Raw genomic sequence first — 14,869 nt, 5'->3', positions numbered from 1 at the left:
CGACAATGTGGAAATGGTTACATCAGTTTGCCCAGCCTGAACGGCTGTATCGTGTCTGTGGCCGCTTTATCCCCTGGCTGGGGCTGGCCGGAGCGGCCTGCCTGCTGCTGGGTTGGGTATGGGGCTTTGGTTTCGCACCCAAGGATTATCAGCAGGGCGACAGCTTCCGTATCATGTATATCCATGTGCCGGCCGCCATGTGGTCGATGGGGATCTATGGCTCCATGGCGGTAGCGGCATTTATCGGCCTGGTGTGGCAGATGAAAATGTCCGATACGGTGGTCGCGGCGATGGCGCCGGTCGGCGCGGTATTTACCTTTATTGCCCTGGTCACCGGTTCTGCCTGGGGCAAGCCGATGTGGGGCACCTGGTGGGTATGGGACGCACGCCTGACCTCCGAGTTGGTGTTGCTGTTCTTGTATATCGGCATTATCGCGTTGTATAACGCCTTTGAGGATCGCCGCCTGGCGGGCCGCGCCGCCGGTATTTTGGTGCTGGTGGGGGTGGTGAACATCCCGATTATTCATTTCTCGGTCGAATGGTGGAACACGTTGCATCAGGGGTCGACCAATATGCAACAGAGCATCGCGCCAAGCATGCGCACCCCGCTGCGCTGGGCGATCCTCGGCTACCTGCTGTTCTTCATTACTCTTACTTTGATGCGCCTGCGCAATTTGATTTTGTCTCAGGAAAGTCAGCGTCCGTGGGTCGCCGGGCTGGTCAATAAGGAGCGCCAACCATGAATGCCGCATTTACTTCCTGGCAGGCGTTTTTCGCCATGGGGGGCTACGCCTTCTACGTCTGGCTGGCGGTGGCCGTTACGCTGCTCTCGCTGCTGGGCCTGGTGGCGCATACTTTCTGGCAGCGCCGGCAATTGCTCGCTGAGATCGGCCGCCGTCAGGCGCGTGAGCGACGCATTCGTCAGTCGCAGCAGTCGAAACAAAAATCCGCCAACCCGCGGGAGAAATCATTGTGAATCCACGTCGTAAAAGTCGCCTGTATCTGGCGATCGTAGTGCTGATCGGTGTTGCGCTTACCGCGACCCTGATGCTGTATGCGCTGCGCTCCAACATCGATCTGTTTTATACCCCGAGCGAAATTCTGCAGGGCAAGGGCGAAAATCATGAGAAGCCGGAAGTGGGCCAACGCCTGCGTATCGGCGGCATGGTGATGCCCGGCTCGGTAAAACGCGATCAGAAAACGCTGCAGGTCAGCTTCAAGGTCTACGATGCGCGCGGCGCGATCGATGTCACCTACACCGGTATTTTGCCGGACTTGTTCCGTGAGGGGCAGGGTGTGGTAGCGCAGGGCGTATTGGGCGAAGGCAACGTGGTCAATGCGCGTGAAGTGCTGGCGAAACACGATGAAAAATACACTCCGCCGGAGGTGGCCGACGCAATGAAAGAAAACCATAAGGGGCCGGCTTCGGCTTACGCCACCCCGCGGAACGAGGGCGCTAAATCATGATGCCGGAAACGGGAAGTTTTCTGCTGTGTCTGGCGCTGGCGATTTCGCTGCTGCTGAGCATTTACCCGCAGTGGGGCGCAGCGCGTCAGGATCGCCGCATGATGGCGGTGGCGCGTCCGCTGACCTATGGCATGTTTGCCGCTATCGCGCTGGCGTTCATTTGCCTGGTGCATGCCTTTGTGGTCAATGATTTTACCGTGGCTTATGTGGCCGCCAACTCCAACACGCAACTGCCGGTGTATTACCGCATCGCCGCCACCTGGGGCGCCCATGAAGGGTCACTGCTGCTGTGGGTGTTGCTGCTCAGCTGTTGGTCACTGGCGGTGGCGTTGTGCAGCCGTGCGATGCCGCAAGACGCGGTGGCGCGCGTGCTGTCGGTGATGGGCATGATTACCGCGGGTTTCCTGCTGTTCATTATCATGACCTCCAACCCGTTCACCCGCACCTTGCCGAATTTCCCGATCGACGGCAGTGACCTCAATCCGCTGCTGCAGGATATCGGCCTGATTTTCCATCCGCCACTGCTGTACATGGGCTATGTCGGCTTCTCGGTGGCCTTTGCTTTTGCTATTGCCTCACTGATGGCCGGCCGGCTGGATACCGCCTGGGCACGCTGGTCGCGGCCCTGGACTACCGCGGCCTGGGTGTTCCTCACCATGGGTATCGTGCTGGGCTCAGCCTGGGCTTATTACGAACTGGGCTGGGGCGGCTGGTGGTTCTGGGATCCGGTAGAGAACGCTTCATTTATGCCGTGGCTGGCCGGTACGGCGCTGATGCACTCGCTGGCGGTGACCGAAAAACGCGGAACTTTCAAGGCCTGGACGGTGCTGCTGGCGATTACCGCCTTCTCGCTGTGCTTGCTGGGCACCTTCCTGGTGCGTTCCGGCGTGCTGGTGTCGGTACACTCCTTTGCCTCCGATCCGGCGCGTGGCATGTTTATCCTCGCCTATCTGGTGATTGTGATCGGCGGTTCTTTGCTGCTGTACGCGGTCAAAGGCGGCCAGGTGCGCAGCCGGGTGCAGCATGAAACCTTCTCGCGTGAAACCTTCCTGTTGGGCAACAACGTACTGTTGATTGCCGCGACGCTGGTGGTGTTGCTGGGCACGCTGTTGCCGCTGGTGCATAAACAGCTTGGCCTGGGCAGTATTTCTATCGGCGAGCCGTTCTTCAATACCATGTTTACCTGGCTGATGGCCCCGATGGCCTTGCTGATGGGCATCGGCCCGTTGGTGCGCTGGCGCCGTGATGAACCGACCAAGCTGTGGCGTCGCCTGAGCGTGGCGCTGGTGATTACGCTGGTGCTGTCAGTCCTGTTGCCGTGGCTGCTGCAAGACAGCATCGCCGGTATGACGGTGGTGGGGCTGATTATGGCGGTCTGGGTCATTATCCTGACGCTGATGGAACTGCACGAACGTGCTACTCATCGCCACGGTTTTTGGCGTGGCCTGAGCCATCTTTCCCGCAGTCACTGGGGCATGGTGCTGGGTCACCTTGGCGTCGCGGTGACGGTAATCGGTATTGCCTTTAGCCAGAACTACAGCGTGGAACGCGACGTCCGCATGAAGGCTGGCGACAGCGTGGATATCCATAACTATCACTTTGTGTTCCGTGATGTGCACGATATCCGTGGGCCGAACTATACCGGCGGCGTCGGTATCATCGACGTCACGCGTAACGGCAAGCCGGAAGCGACGCTGCACGCGGAGAAACGCTACTACAGCGTGGCGCGCAGCATGATGACCGAAGCGGCCATCGACGGTGGCTTCAGCCGTGACCTGTATGCGGCACTGGGCGAAGAGCTGGACGACGGCTCCTGGGCCGTGCGGTTGTACTATAAACCCTTTGTACGCTGGATCTGGTTCGGTGGGGTATTTATGGCGGTCGGCGGCATCCTGTGTATTCTCGACCCGCGCTACCGGATGAGCAAAAAACTCAAGCGTGAAGGCAAGCTGGAGGAGCAGGCATGAACCGTAAGCTGCTGTTTATCCCGTTAATCCTGTTCCTGCTGCTGGTGGCGGCGTTTATGGTGCAACTGACGCGCAATGCCGGTGGCGAGGATCCGACCATGCTGGAGTCGGCGTTGATCGGCAAACCGGTACCGGCCTTCAAACTGGAATCGCTCGAAAGCCCCGGCAAGACTTACGATCAGGCGGTGCTGCGCAATGGCAAACCCATGCTGCTGAACGTCTGGGCCACCTGGTGCCCGACCTGCCGTGCCGAACATCAATATCTCAATACGTTGGCCGCGCGCGGTATCCGCGTAGTGGGGCTGAACTATAAAGACGATCGTAGTAAGGCGGTGACCTGGCTAAATTCGCTGGGTAACCCTTATGCGCTCAGCCTGTATGACGGCGACGGCATGCTGGGGCTGGATCTGGGCGTGTATGGCGCGCCGGAAACCTTCCTCATCGACGGACAAGGCATTATTCGCTATCGCCACGCCGGGGATATGAATGAGCGCGTCTGGCAGCAGGAAGTGTTGCCGCTGTACAAAAAATACGGGGGTGAGGCATGAGGCTGATGACCCTGGTCTTCGCTCTGCTGCTGAGCTGGAGCGCGGCTGCGGCTATTGATACCTATCAGTTCAAATCGGTGGAGCAGGAACAGCAATACCGTGAGCTGACCGAGCAGCTGCGCTGCCCGAAATGCCAGAACAACAGCATTGCCGACTCTAACGCCATCATTGCGGCGGACATGCGCACCAAGGTGTATGAGCTGATGATGCAGGGGCAGAGTAAGCCGCAGATCATCGATTACATGGTGGCGCGCTACGGCAATTTCGTCACCTACGAACCGCCGGTGACGCCGGCGACGCTGATCCTGTGGCTTGGCCCGTTGCTGTTTGTGCTGATCGGCGGGGCGGTAGTGATACTGCGCACTCGCCGTCGCCGCGCCGGTGCTGCTAACGCTAACGATGAATTCTCCGAGCAGGAGCAACAGCGTTTGGCAGCGCTGCTGAAAGAGACTGACAGGAAGAAACCCTAATGGCTTTTTGGCTGATTATTATTGTATTGCTGGTCGGCGCTGCGGCGTTACTGGTGGTGCCGGCGATGCGCCAAAGCGACAAAAGCACTGCCGCTAGCCGCGATACGCTGAATAAAGCATTTTATCAGGATCGTCTGCACGAACTGGAGCAGGACGAAGATCAGGGCGTGGTTACCGAGCGTCCGGAGATGGTGAAGGAACTGCAGCAAAATCTGCTCAATGATATCCCCGGTCAGCAGGACGTGCAGGCGAAGCCGATCAACCGTTGGGCGCTGGTGCCCGGCGTAGCGTTACTGGTGGTGGTCACCCTGGGGTTCTATCTGAAAACCGGTGGGTTGGCGCAGGTGCTGGACTGGCAGCAGGTGGAAGCTCAAATGCCGGAACTACGCGCTCGGGTTAGCAATGAGCGCGCCCAACCGCTGAGCATGGAAGAGATTGCTCGTCTCGGCCTGGGGCTGCGTACTGCGTTGCAACAGGACGACCGCAATATCAACGACTGGATGATGCTGGGCCGGGTCGGCATGGCATTGAATAACGCCACCACCGCCACTCAGGCATTCGCCCATGCTTATCAGCTCGATCCGAATAGTCTGGAAGTGCGCCTCGGTTATGCGGAAGTCTTGACGCGCTCCAACGATCCAGAGGATAACAAGCAGGCCACCCAGATGCTGCGCAAGATGATCGCCGAAGATCATACCAATCTGCGCGTGTTGAGCCTGTTGGCGTTTAATTCCTTTGAGCAGGGCGATTTCAAGCAGGCTATTGGTGCCTGGCAGGTCATGCTGAAACTGTTGCCGGCCAATGATCAACGCGCCGAAGTGATAAAGCGCAGTATTGCACAAGCAAAAACACAGGCAGGCGGAGAAACTGTTAAACTTGGCGTTAACGTGACGTTATCGCCGCAGGCGACTAACGCTTTGCCGCCGCAGGGGACGCTGGTAATCTCGGTGACCGATGGTGCCAATCCGGTGCCGGTGGCGGTAAAACAACTGCCTTTAAGCCGTTTCCCCCTGTCATTCTCTCTGGATGACAGCAATGCCATGATGCCTGAGCGGCTGCTTTCGGCCCAGCATCAGGTCAAGGTGCGGGTGCGGATTTCTCAGGACGGTCTGGCCACGCCGCAGGCGGGTGACTGGTTCGGTGAGAGTGCGCTGCAGAATTTCAGCGGTAAAGAGCAGATTGACGTTCAGATAAACAAACAGGTCCCCTGAATAAAAAGACCGAACGTGTTTTCATGGAGAAGAATATGAACTTTCGCCTGACTGGGCTGGCTTTCACAACGGTGTTATTGGTGGGCTGTGCCAGCACGCCACAAGATGAACCACAAGGGCGATCCGATCCTCTGGAAGGATTTAACCGGACGATGTTCAACTTTAACTATAACGTCCTGGATCCGTATGTCCTGCGCCCGGTGGCCGTGGCCTGGCGTGACTACCTGCCGATGCCGGCGCGTAATGGCATCAGCAACTTCACCTCCAACCTGGAAGAGCCGGCCAGCATGGTCAACTCCTTCCTGAAAGGTGATCCGTACAAGGGGATGATCCACTTTAACCGTTTCTTCCTCAACACCCTGTTGGGGATGGGCGGCCTGATCGACGTGGCTGGCATGGCTAACCCGAAACTGGCACGCGAAGAGCCGAACCGTTTCGGCAGCACTCTGGGGCACTACGGTGTCGGCTATGGTCCTTATGTGATGTTGCCGGGCTATGGCAGTTTCACCCTGCGTGAAGAGGGCGGTGACTGGGCAGATGACCTTTATCCGGTGCTGAGCTACCTGACCTTCTGGATGTCGGCAGGCAAGTGGGTGGTTGAGGGGATTGAAACCCGTGCCGAGCTGCTCGATTCCGACGGCCTGTTGCGTAACTCTTCCGATCCATACCTGATGGTGCGTGAGGCTTACTTCCAGCGCAACGATTTCCTGGCGAACGGCGGTTCACTGAAACCGGAAGTTAACCCGAACGCCCAGGCGATCCAAGGTGATTTGGACGAGATCGACTCGCAATAACCTCGGTTAGCGAACAGAAACAACCCGTCGACTGGCGGGTTTTTTTTCGCCCGGCAAATAGTAGGCAATAAAAAAGCGCCCCGCAGGGCGCTTTGGCTTCATCGTCGAAAGGATTAGAAGCGGTAGTTGAAGTTGGCGCCGTACAGCCAGGCCTTGCCCACGGATTCGAAGGTGTATGGACCTTCTTTGATGGTGACTTTCTGGCCGTGCATGTAGGAAACACCGACGTCAACAGAGGCGTCTTTGTTGAATGCGTAGCTGGTACCTGCGCTCAGCCAGAAGCGGTCCTGATCCGGGATAGAGATAGAACGGTTCTGGGCCGGCACCGGGCTGTCATCGAAGGCGATACCGGTACGGAAGGTCCAGTTATCGTCATAGAAGTAGGTGGTACCCAGCGCGATGCGGTAAGCGTCTTTGAAGCCTTCATGCTTCTCAAACAGCGTTTGACCGTTGTTGCCGGTAGCTTTCAGCTCCTGGAACTGGCTCCAGCTGGTGTAAGCCAGGCTGTAGTGGATGGCCCACTGCGGTGCAACCTTGTTGTAACCCGAGATTTCCCACATTTCCGGCAGGTTCAGGTCCAGAGAACCTGGGATGGTGGTGCCGTCGGTGCCCATAGGCAGACCGAGAGCGCCCAGCAGCGGGTTATAGGCGGATGGCAGGCTGCTCTTGTAGTCGCCGTCAAACTTGATTTTGACTTCGGAACGGTAGGTGAAACCGTAACGGTTGTTTTCATCCACTTCATACAGAATGCCGGCGTTCCAGCCAAAGCCCCATTTGTCACCCTTCAGGTGAGAAATTTGGGTATCCGCCGGGATCTGTGATACCGGGCCCGCCAATTGCGGAGGCAACTGGCCAGAGCCTGCGATCAATTTCGGCAATTCGCCAGCATAACGCTCGAGCTTGGCTTTGGCATAAACCGCATCAAAACCCAGACCGAAGCTGAAGTTTTGGTTCAGACGATAAGCACCGCTCAGATTGAGGTTCACGGTGGTCAGGTCGGTTTTACCACCGTAAGCCCCGGCGGTGTAACCGTCGTTGAATTCGGTCGCCAGGCCATAGTTGCTGGTGACCGAGCCACCCACGGCAAATTGATCGTTAATTGGCTGAACATAATGCAGGTTTGGCACCCAGGCGGTAGGGGCGATGTTCTTGGAGTCCAGGCTGGCACCGGAAGGTGACTTGCCGGTAATGTCCACGTCCGGATCGATAAATACCGCGCCAAGGGAGAGTTCCGGGCGGGTGTACATCATCAACAGGGCCGGGTTACGGCTGGCGGAAGCCGCGGTATCTGCCATGGCGCCTTCGCCAGAATACGAACGTCCTAAACCAGCTGATGAAAACTCATTCAGCTGGAATCCTGCGGCAGACACGTTTGAAGAAATAATTGCCACTGCAGCTGCGAGAGCTGATTTAGTAAATAGGTTTTTCTGGCTCATGACCAAAACCTCATTATGTGTTTATTATTTAAACATGTTACATAAGGTAACAAGGAAGCGCGCGATTGTAGGGTCCGATCTCATTCAGACAAATCAGACCAGTGGCTGAATTATAGGTCCGACCTGTGAGAATGTTGCAACATTGTTTTTGAAATATTTCCAAATTGATATCAAAAGAGAGATCTGGCTAACAAAAAACCAGTGGTACATAACAAAATTCTTACCATTCCTTAGCAGACAACGATTTTCATTTGTGATTTCCATCACTTAAAACACCTATAAAAAGTAAGTGCTAGTGATCGGTTTCGCCGCAGAGTAAAATAGGCGCAGAATCTTGTATCTTTGCGCCAGCGTTTAAATGGCAATTTGGATGCGCGTAATGGCGGTCCCTGAGGAGAATTAACCATGTCAAATTCACTTAATAAATGTAGCGCCCAGGAAACTGCCGCTTGTTGCTGTGTTGACGTTGGCACCGTCATGGACAATACCGATTGCACCGCGTCCTACAGCCAGGTGTTTACCAATCAGCAGGATGCAGAGAAAATGTTGGCCGCGTTGACTGAAAAAGCCCGGGGTGTGGAATCTGACCCTTGCGACATCAGCAGTAGCATTAAACCGGTTGACGGTGGTGTAGAACTGGTGGCTGATTTCACCTTTGCCTGCCAGGCAGAAACCTTTATTTTCCAGCTCGGCCTGCGTTAATTGCTGCTTTAAAAGGGTGCGGGGCTTACCCGCACCTTCACCTGTCCGATAATCCCTCCCTGGAAAGTTGCTCCTGCTCTCAGTTTTCGCTTCTGACGGTTTGCCAAATGTAAACATTTGGTTAACAATGGCCCCATCAGGTCAGACCTCTTTTGGCCGTTGTGCTGACGTTATTCTCTTCAGGAGCGTTTATGAGTAAGGCACTGCCGTTGGTGACCCGTCACGGTGACCGTATTGCGATTGTAAATGGACTGCGCACCCCCTTTGCCAAACAGGCGACCGCTTATCACGGTATTCCGGCGGTAGATTTGGGTAAAACGGCGGTGAGTGAACTGTTGGCCCGCACTGGCATCGATCCGGCGTTGATCGAGCAACTGGTGTTCGGCCAGGTGGTGCAAATGCCTGAAGCGCCGAATATTGCGCGTGAAATCGTGCTCGGTACCGGCATGAGCGTGCATACCGATGCCTACAGCGTGTCGCGTGCCTGCGCCACCAGCTTCCAGGCGATTGCCAACGTGGCAGAGAGCATTATGGCCGGTAGCATCAGCATCGGTATTGCCGGCGGCGCTGACTCTTCTTCCGTTTTGCCTATTGGCGTCAGCAAAGCGCTGGCGCGCACGCTGGTGGACGTTAACAAGGCCCGAACCCTGTCACAGCGCCTCAAATTGTTCAGCCGACTGAAGTTCCGTGATCTGATGCCGGTTCCCCCGGCGGTAGCGGAATACTCTACGGGTCTGCGAATGGGCGATACCGCCGAACAAATGGCGAAAAGCCACGGCATCACCCGTGAAGAGCAGGATGCGTTGGCGCACCGCTCACATCAGTTAGCGGCCAAAGCCTGGGAACAGGGGCTGCTGCACGATGAGGTGATGACCGCCTACGTGCCGCCGTATCGCACCCAAATTAGCGAAGACAACAACGTCCGCAAAGACTCCAGCCTGGCTTCGTACGCGAAGCTGAAACCGGCATTTGACCGCAAGCATGGCAGCGTTACCGCAGCCAACAGCACCCCCCTGACCGACGGTGCGGCGGCGGTACTGATGATGAGTGAATCGCGGGCGAAAGAGCTGGGCTTACAACCGCTGGGCTACCTGCGCAGCTTTGCCTTCTCCGCCATCGACGTGTGGGAAGATATGTTGCTTGGGCCGTCCTACGCCACGCCGCTGGCGTTGGATCGCGCCGGTATCGGCCTGGCGGATCTGACGCTTATCGACATGCATGAAGCTTTCGCCGCACAAACCCTGGCCAACCTGAAGATGTTTGCCAGTGACGAGTTTGCCCAGCAAAAATTGGGTCGCAGCCGGGCGATTGGTCAAGTGGATATGGATAAATTCAACGTATTGGGCGGCTCGATCGCCTATGGCCACCCGTTTGCCGCTACCGGCGCGCGCATGATCACCCAAACGCTGCACGAGCTGAAACGCCGTGGTGGCGGGCTGGGGTTGACCACTGCCTGCGCGGCCGGAGGGTTAGGGGCCGCAATGATCGTAGAGGTGGAATAATGAGTTTTGAAAACGCATTGCACGAACAGCGAGCCAAACCCTCAGCCTTTCAGCTGACGATACGTCCGGACAACATAGGCGTGATCACCATTGATGTCCCCGGCGAGAAGGTCAATACGCTGAAGGCCGAGTTTGTCGAACAGGTCAACGACGTACTGATCCGCGCGCAGCAGCATCCAGCGCTGGAAGGGCTGGTGATCGTTTCCGGCAAGCCGGACTCGTTTATTGCCGGTGCGGATATCACCATGATTGCCGCCTGTACCACAGCCAAAGAAGCCGAAACGCTGGCGAAAAAAGGCCAAAGCACCCTGGCACAGATTGCGGCATTCCAGGTTCCGGTCGTGGCAGCCATTCACGGTGCCTGCCTGGGTGGCGGCCTGGAGCTGGCTTTGGCCTGCCACGGCCGCGTCTGCTCACTGGATGATAAAACCGCACTCGGCCTGCCGGAAGTTCAGTTGGGTTTGCTGCCGGGTTCCGGCGGCACTCAGCGCTTGCCGCGGTTGATTGGTGCCAGCAAGGCGCTGGACATGATCCTGACCGGCAAACACATTCGGGCGCGCCAGGCGCTGCGTCTGGGGCTGGTGGACGACGCGGTGCCACAATCGATCTTGCTGCAGACCGCCATCGAACGAGTCAAACAGGGCTGGCAGAGCCGACGCGAATTGCCATGGCAGGAGCGCTTGCTCAACGGCCCCTTGGGTAAAAGCCTGCTGTTCAGCATTGTACGCAAGAAAACGCTGGCGAAAACGCACGGTAACTATCCGGCGGCGGAGCGCATTATTCAGGTGGTGCGTACCGGCCTGGATAGTGGTAGCGCCAGCGGTTATGAAGCCGAGGCCAGAGCCTTCGGCGAGTTGGCTATGACCCCGCAGTCAGCGGCGTTACGCAGCCTGTTCTTTGCCTCTACCGCGTTGAAGAAAGAGCGCGGTGGCAATGCACAACCTCACGCATTGCATCGTATCGGTATCCTCGGTGGCGGCTTGATGGGCGGTGGGATTGCCTGCGTGACCGCTACGCGCGGCGGCCTGCCGGTACGAATTAAAGACGTTAACGAAACGGGCATTAACCACGCGTTAAAATACAGTTGGGATGTGCTCAGCAAAAGGGTTCGCAGTAAACGCATGCGTCCGGCAGAGCGACAAAAACAGATGATGCTGATCTCCGGTTCGACCGATTACAGCGGTTTTGACCAGGTGGATGTAGTGATTGAGGCGGTGTTTGAAGATTTGTCGCTCAAGCAGCAGATGGTGGCCGAAATCGAACAACACGCGGCCCCGCACACTATTTTTGCCTCCAATACCTCATCGCTGCCGATTGGCCAGATTGCCGCCAAGGCGCAGCGGCCGGAGCAGGTGATTGGCCTGCATTATTTCAGCCCGGTCGATAAAATGCCGCTGGTGGAGGTGATCCCCCATGCCACGACCAGCGAAGAAACCATTGCCACCACCGTGGCGTTGGCGCACAAGCAGGGCAAGACGGCGATTGTGGTTGCCGATCGCGCTGGTTTCTACGTTAACCGCATTTTGGCTCCTTATATAAATGAAGCAGCGCGTTGTCTGTTGGAAGGTGAGCCGATCGAATCTCTGGACAAGGCGCTGGTCGATTTCGGCTTCCCGGTCGGGCCAATAACCCTGCTCGATGAAGTGGGTATTGACGTCGGTACCAAGATAAGTCCGGTACTGGTGGAGCAGTTGGGGCCGCGCTTTGCCGCCCCGGCGGCCTTCGATGCGGTGCTGAAAGACGGACGTAAAGGGCGCAAGAACGGCCGTGGCTTCTATCTGTATCCGAGCGAAGGCCAGCAACGTCAGCGGCACAAACGTGCCGATACCTCGGTATATATTCTGCTTGGCATTACACCGAAGTCGCATTTGCAGCAGGCGGTTATTGCCCAGCGCTGCGTGATGATGATGCTGAACGAAGCGGCGCGCTGTCTGGATGAAGGTGTGATCCGTAGCGCACGCGACGGTGACATCGGCGCAGTGTTCGGCATTGGCTTCCCACCGTTCCTTGGCGGGCCATTCCGTTATATGGATCAGCTGGGCGTCGAGAAGGTGGTTAAAACGCTGGAGTACCTGCAGCGCCAGCACGGGGAATATTTTGCGCCCTGTGAACGTTTGCAGCGCATGGCCCAGCAGGGCGAGCGCTTCTATCCGCAGGGGTCTTGAGCAGCGCGGTGACGTGATTTGTACTAGAGTAGGATCAAGGGGCTTTGTGATCGTTATCACTCCTTGCACTACCGGCAATTCCACTCTCTGTACAGGGGGATAGGGACGAGGTAACGTAGCCCGATGGCGGTGTAAAACTGGCCGCCATCAATAAAATTCATGTTGAGAAGGTTAAAATTTAACCTGTTGAATTGGTTGTTATGTGAGCATTGAATTCGTGTCGAGACGCCTTTGATGTAAAAAACAGCGTTTTCTTTACGTGAACTTTCAGGCAAAATGCCCGGCCGCCATAGAGAGACGGCGCGTTATCGTTTCAAAGCTTTTGCTTTGGGGTTGTAAAACTCGGCGATACAGCACGCTCGGCGTTTCTGTATAGCGTTATTTTGTCAACAACAGCGGTGCAATATGCAAGTTTTGATTATGCGTCACGGAGAGGCGGCACTCGATGCGGCCAGCGATTCGGTAAGACCTCTTACTGTTTGTGGCCGTGATGAGTCACGTCAGATGGCGGCCTGGTTAAATACCAAGTCTGTGGATATTGAACGAGTGCTGGTCAGCCCCTATCTGCGGGCCGAGCAGACGCTGGCCACGGTGCGCGAAGCCTTGACCTTGCCGGCGAGCGAAGAGGTGCTGCCTGAGTTGACGCCGGGCGGGGATGCCAGCCTGGTGGGCAGTTATTTGCAGGTGCTGGCACAGCAGGGGATCAGCTCGGTGCTGATTGTCTCTCACTTGCCGCTGGTGGGTTACCTGGTGGCAGAGCTTTGCCCGGGTGAATGTCCGCCGATGTTTGCCACCTCGGCAATCGCCAACGTTGATTTGGCGGCAGACGGTAGCTACGGTAAATTTGAATGGCAGGTCAGTCCGTCGCAGGTGATGGCTAAAGTGTAGGGGCCGCAGGCCGGTTCCAAACAAAAGGGCGATGTTAAATATCGCCCTTTTGTCATTTCTGCAGTTTACTCGGCCAGTTCGACCAGCAGCAAGATGGCCGCGGTCCCGCCCCATTCCTTGGGCGCCTGGTGGAACACCAGTACGTCGGGATGCTGCGCCAGCCACAGCGGTGTTTGCTGTTTAAGGATATGCTTGCCGTGGCCGTGCATCACACAGGCACAGTGCACGTGTTCGCGGCGGCAAGCGGCGATTAGTGCGCCCAGTTCCTGCTTGGCCTGCATTTGGGTCAGGCCGTGCAAATCGAGAAACAGCTCCGGTGAATAGTCACCGCGGCGCAGTTTTTTCAGCTCAAAAGCACTGTAACCGGGGCGAACATAGCGCGTCGGGCCTTCCTCTTCCAACTGCGGTTGGTATTCATCCGAGAAATAATGACTGGCGTCCACCTGTTCCTGCAGCAGGCGCTGCGGGGCAATCTGTTTGGTTTTTGGCTTGGGTTTACGGTGGACAATGGTGTCCTGACGCAGCTTTTTTGCGTCTACTACCGACTCTCTGAAGAGCTGCAATTCATCTTTGCTCAGAGGGTGCTTGTTCTTCATTTTTCATTCACCGGAAATCATTTATCGCGGTAGTTTACCGTGTCGCGGGTATCTGTCGACGCAAAATTCGCGCCAAAATGAAAAGCGCAAGGGGTTAGCGTGATTTGTCGCGGGCTTCATGGCAAACTATGCGGCTAAATCATGAATCACAGTGCCTGCCGGAGGGCAAATTGGACAAAATTTTCGTCGAGGAAGCAGTGAATGAACTGCACACCATTCAAGATATGCTGCGTTGGACAGTAAGCCGTTTTAACGCCGCCGATATCTACTATGGTCACGGAACCGATAATCCGTGGGACGAAGCGGTGCAATTGGTGCTGCCAAGCCTGTTCCTGCCGCTGGATATTCCAGAGGACATGCACACTGCACGTTTGACCTCCAGCGAACGCCACCGCATCGTTGAACGCGTGATCCGCCGCGTCAATGAGCGTATTCCGGTAGCCTACCTGACCAACAAAGCCTGGTTCTGCGACCTGGAGTTTTATGTCGATGAGCGCGTGCTGGTACCGCGTTCCCCGATTGGCGAATTGATCAACGATCGCTTCAGCGCACTGATCCCTCATTCGCCGAGCCATATTCTCGACATGTGTACCGGCAGCGGCTGTATTGCCATTGCCTGCGGCTATGCTTTCCCGGATGCGGAAGTGGACGCGGTAGACATCTCCGCCGACGTGCTGGCGGTGACCGAGCGCAATATTCAGGCGCTGGGCGTTGAACAGCAGGTGACTCCGATCCGTTCCGATCTGTTCCGCGATCTTCCGGCGATCCAGTACGATCTGATTGTCACCAACCCACCGTACGTTGATGCAGAAGACATGTCTGATCTGCCGGAAGAGTTCCGCTTTGAACCTGAACTGGGTCTGGCGGCGGGTAGCGACGGTCTGAAGCTGGTGCGTCGCATTCTGGCCTGTGCGCCGGATTACCTGAGCGACGACGGCGTGCTGATTTGTGAAGTGGGTAACAGCATGGTACATCTGATGGAACAGTATCCGGATATTCCGTTCAGCTGGCTGGAGTTTGAAAACGGCGGTGACGGGGTGTTCATGCTGACCAAACAGCAACTGGTAGATTGCAAAGAGCATTTCAGCCTCTACCGCAGCTAAGCATTCTCCGGGCCTGTCCT

Annotated in this window: 15 protein-coding genes; 13 read left to right on the top strand and 2 right to left on the bottom strand. The window is 56.6% G+C overall.

All coding sequences use genetic code 11. The features are described from left to right. Window positions 1–5: 5 nt before the first annotated feature. From ACNT1W_RS19350 to mlaA, 8 genes are read left to right on the top strand one after another with little or no spacing between them, the layout of a single operon-like run. A complete protein-coding gene (locus ACNT1W_RS19350; RefSeq protein ID WP_012146102.1) occupies window positions 6–743 on the top strand; it encodes a heme ABC transporter permease in 738 nt (245 codons plus the stop codon). Beyond that, on the top strand, window positions 740–976 hold the full coding sequence (gene ccmD, locus ACNT1W_RS19345; protein ID WP_419246028.1) for a heme exporter protein CcmD: 237 nt from the start codon (window positions 740–742) through the stop codon (window positions 974–976). The genes ACNT1W_RS19350 and ccmD overlap by 4 nt, the downstream gene beginning before the upstream one ends. Continuing rightward, complete coding sequence (ccmE, locus tag ACNT1W_RS19340) at window positions 973–1,467, top strand: cytochrome c maturation protein CcmE (protein ID WP_419246027.1); 495 nt, start codon at window positions 973–975, stop codon at window positions 1,465–1,467. The genes ccmD and ccmE overlap by 4 nt, the downstream gene beginning before the upstream one ends. Beyond that, window positions 1,464–3,434, top strand: a complete 1,971-nt coding sequence (locus ACNT1W_RS19335) for a heme lyase CcmF/NrfE family subunit (protein ID WP_012146099.1) — start codon at window positions 1,464–1,466, stop codon at window positions 3,432–3,434. The genes ccmE and ACNT1W_RS19335 overlap by 4 nt, the downstream gene beginning before the upstream one ends. Then, on the top strand, window positions 3,431–3,982 hold the full coding sequence (locus tag ACNT1W_RS19330) for a DsbE family thiol:disulfide interchange protein (protein WP_012146098.1): 552 nt from the start codon (window positions 3,431–3,433) through the stop codon (window positions 3,980–3,982). The genes ACNT1W_RS19335 and ACNT1W_RS19330 overlap by 4 nt, the downstream gene beginning before the upstream one ends. Then, window positions 3,979–4,452, top strand: a complete 474-nt coding sequence (locus tag ACNT1W_RS19325; protein WP_012146097.1) for a cytochrome c-type biogenesis protein — start codon at window positions 3,979–3,981, stop codon at window positions 4,450–4,452. Before ACNT1W_RS19330 ends, ACNT1W_RS19325 begins: the two co-directional genes overlap by 4 nt. Next, on the top strand, window positions 4,452–5,663 hold the full coding sequence (ccmI, locus tag ACNT1W_RS19320) for a c-type cytochrome biogenesis protein CcmI (RefSeq protein ID WP_012146096.1): 1,212 nt from the start codon (window positions 4,452–4,454) through the stop codon (window positions 5,661–5,663). The genes ACNT1W_RS19325 and ccmI overlap by 1 nt, the downstream gene beginning before the upstream one ends. Window positions 5,664–5,698: 35 nt before the next feature. Next, the gene (gene mlaA / locus ACNT1W_RS19315; protein ID WP_012146095.1) at window positions 5,699–6,457 is read left to right on the top strand and encodes a phospholipid-binding lipoprotein MlaA; all 759 of its coding nucleotides are present in this window, start codon (window positions 5,699–5,701) and stop codon (window positions 6,455–6,457) included. Between the two features lie 113 nt (window positions 6,458–6,570). On the opposite strand, the gene fadL is transcribed toward mlaA, so the two are convergent. Beyond that, window positions 6,571–7,893: a long-chain fatty acid transporter FadL gene (fadL, locus tag ACNT1W_RS19310; protein WP_115184143.1), complete on the bottom strand. Its 1,323-nt coding sequence runs from the start codon at window positions 7,891–7,893 to the stop codon at window positions 6,571–6,573. A gap of 405 nt (window positions 7,894–8,298) precedes the next feature. On the opposite strand from fadL, the gene ACNT1W_RS19305 reads away from it, so the two are divergent. The 4 genes from ACNT1W_RS19305 (at window position 8,299) to sixA (ending at window position 13,150) form a co-directional block, all read left to right on the top strand. Beyond that, window positions 8,299–8,595: a YfcZ/YiiS family protein gene (locus ACNT1W_RS19305; protein ID WP_012146093.1), complete on the top strand. Its 297-nt coding sequence runs from the start codon at window positions 8,299–8,301 to the stop codon at window positions 8,593–8,595. 191 nt (window positions 8,596–8,786) lie between these two features. Beyond that, a complete protein-coding gene (gene fadI, locus ACNT1W_RS19300) occupies window positions 8,787–10,097 on the top strand; it encodes an acetyl-CoA C-acyltransferase FadI (RefSeq protein ID WP_419246026.1) in 1,311 nt (436 codons plus the stop codon). Further along, window positions 10,097–12,262 carry a fatty acid oxidation complex subunit alpha FadJ gene (gene fadJ, locus ACNT1W_RS19295; protein ID WP_017893535.1) on the top strand — a complete coding sequence of 722 codons (2,166 nt, stop codon included), beginning with the start codon at window positions 10,097–10,099 and terminating at the stop codon, window positions 12,260–12,262. The genes fadI and fadJ overlap by 1 nt, the downstream gene beginning before the upstream one ends. Window positions 12,263–12,667: 405 nt before the next feature. Continuing rightward, complete coding sequence (gene sixA / locus ACNT1W_RS19290) at window positions 12,668–13,150, top strand: phosphohistidine phosphatase SixA (protein ID WP_012146090.1); 483 nt, start codon at window positions 12,668–12,670, stop codon at window positions 13,148–13,150. A gap of 65 nt (window positions 13,151–13,215) precedes the next feature. On the opposite strand, the gene smrB is transcribed toward sixA, so the two are convergent. Further along, complete coding sequence (gene smrB / locus ACNT1W_RS19285) at window positions 13,216–13,746, bottom strand: endonuclease SmrB (RefSeq protein WP_012146089.1); 531 nt, start codon at window positions 13,744–13,746, stop codon at window positions 13,216–13,218. A gap of 170 nt (window positions 13,747–13,916) precedes the next feature. Between smrB and prmB the strand changes: the two genes are divergently transcribed. Then, window positions 13,917–14,849 carry a 50S ribosomal protein L3 N(5)-glutamine methyltransferase gene (gene prmB / locus ACNT1W_RS19280; RefSeq protein WP_037410747.1) on the top strand — a complete coding sequence of 311 codons (933 nt, stop codon included), beginning with the start codon at window positions 13,917–13,919 and terminating at the stop codon, window positions 14,847–14,849. Window positions 14,850–14,869 lie beyond the last annotated feature (20 nt).

Origin of the sequence: Serratia sp. NFX21 (genome assembly GCF_048517035.1) — a bacterium.
In the GTDB taxonomy this organism is placed as follows: Bacteria; Pseudomonadota; Gammaproteobacteria; order Enterobacterales; family Enterobacteriaceae; genus Serratia; species Serratia quinivorans.
The sequence above is the reverse complement of the archived record's forward strand: the minus strand, read 5'-3'. Positions and strand labels throughout refer to the sequence as shown.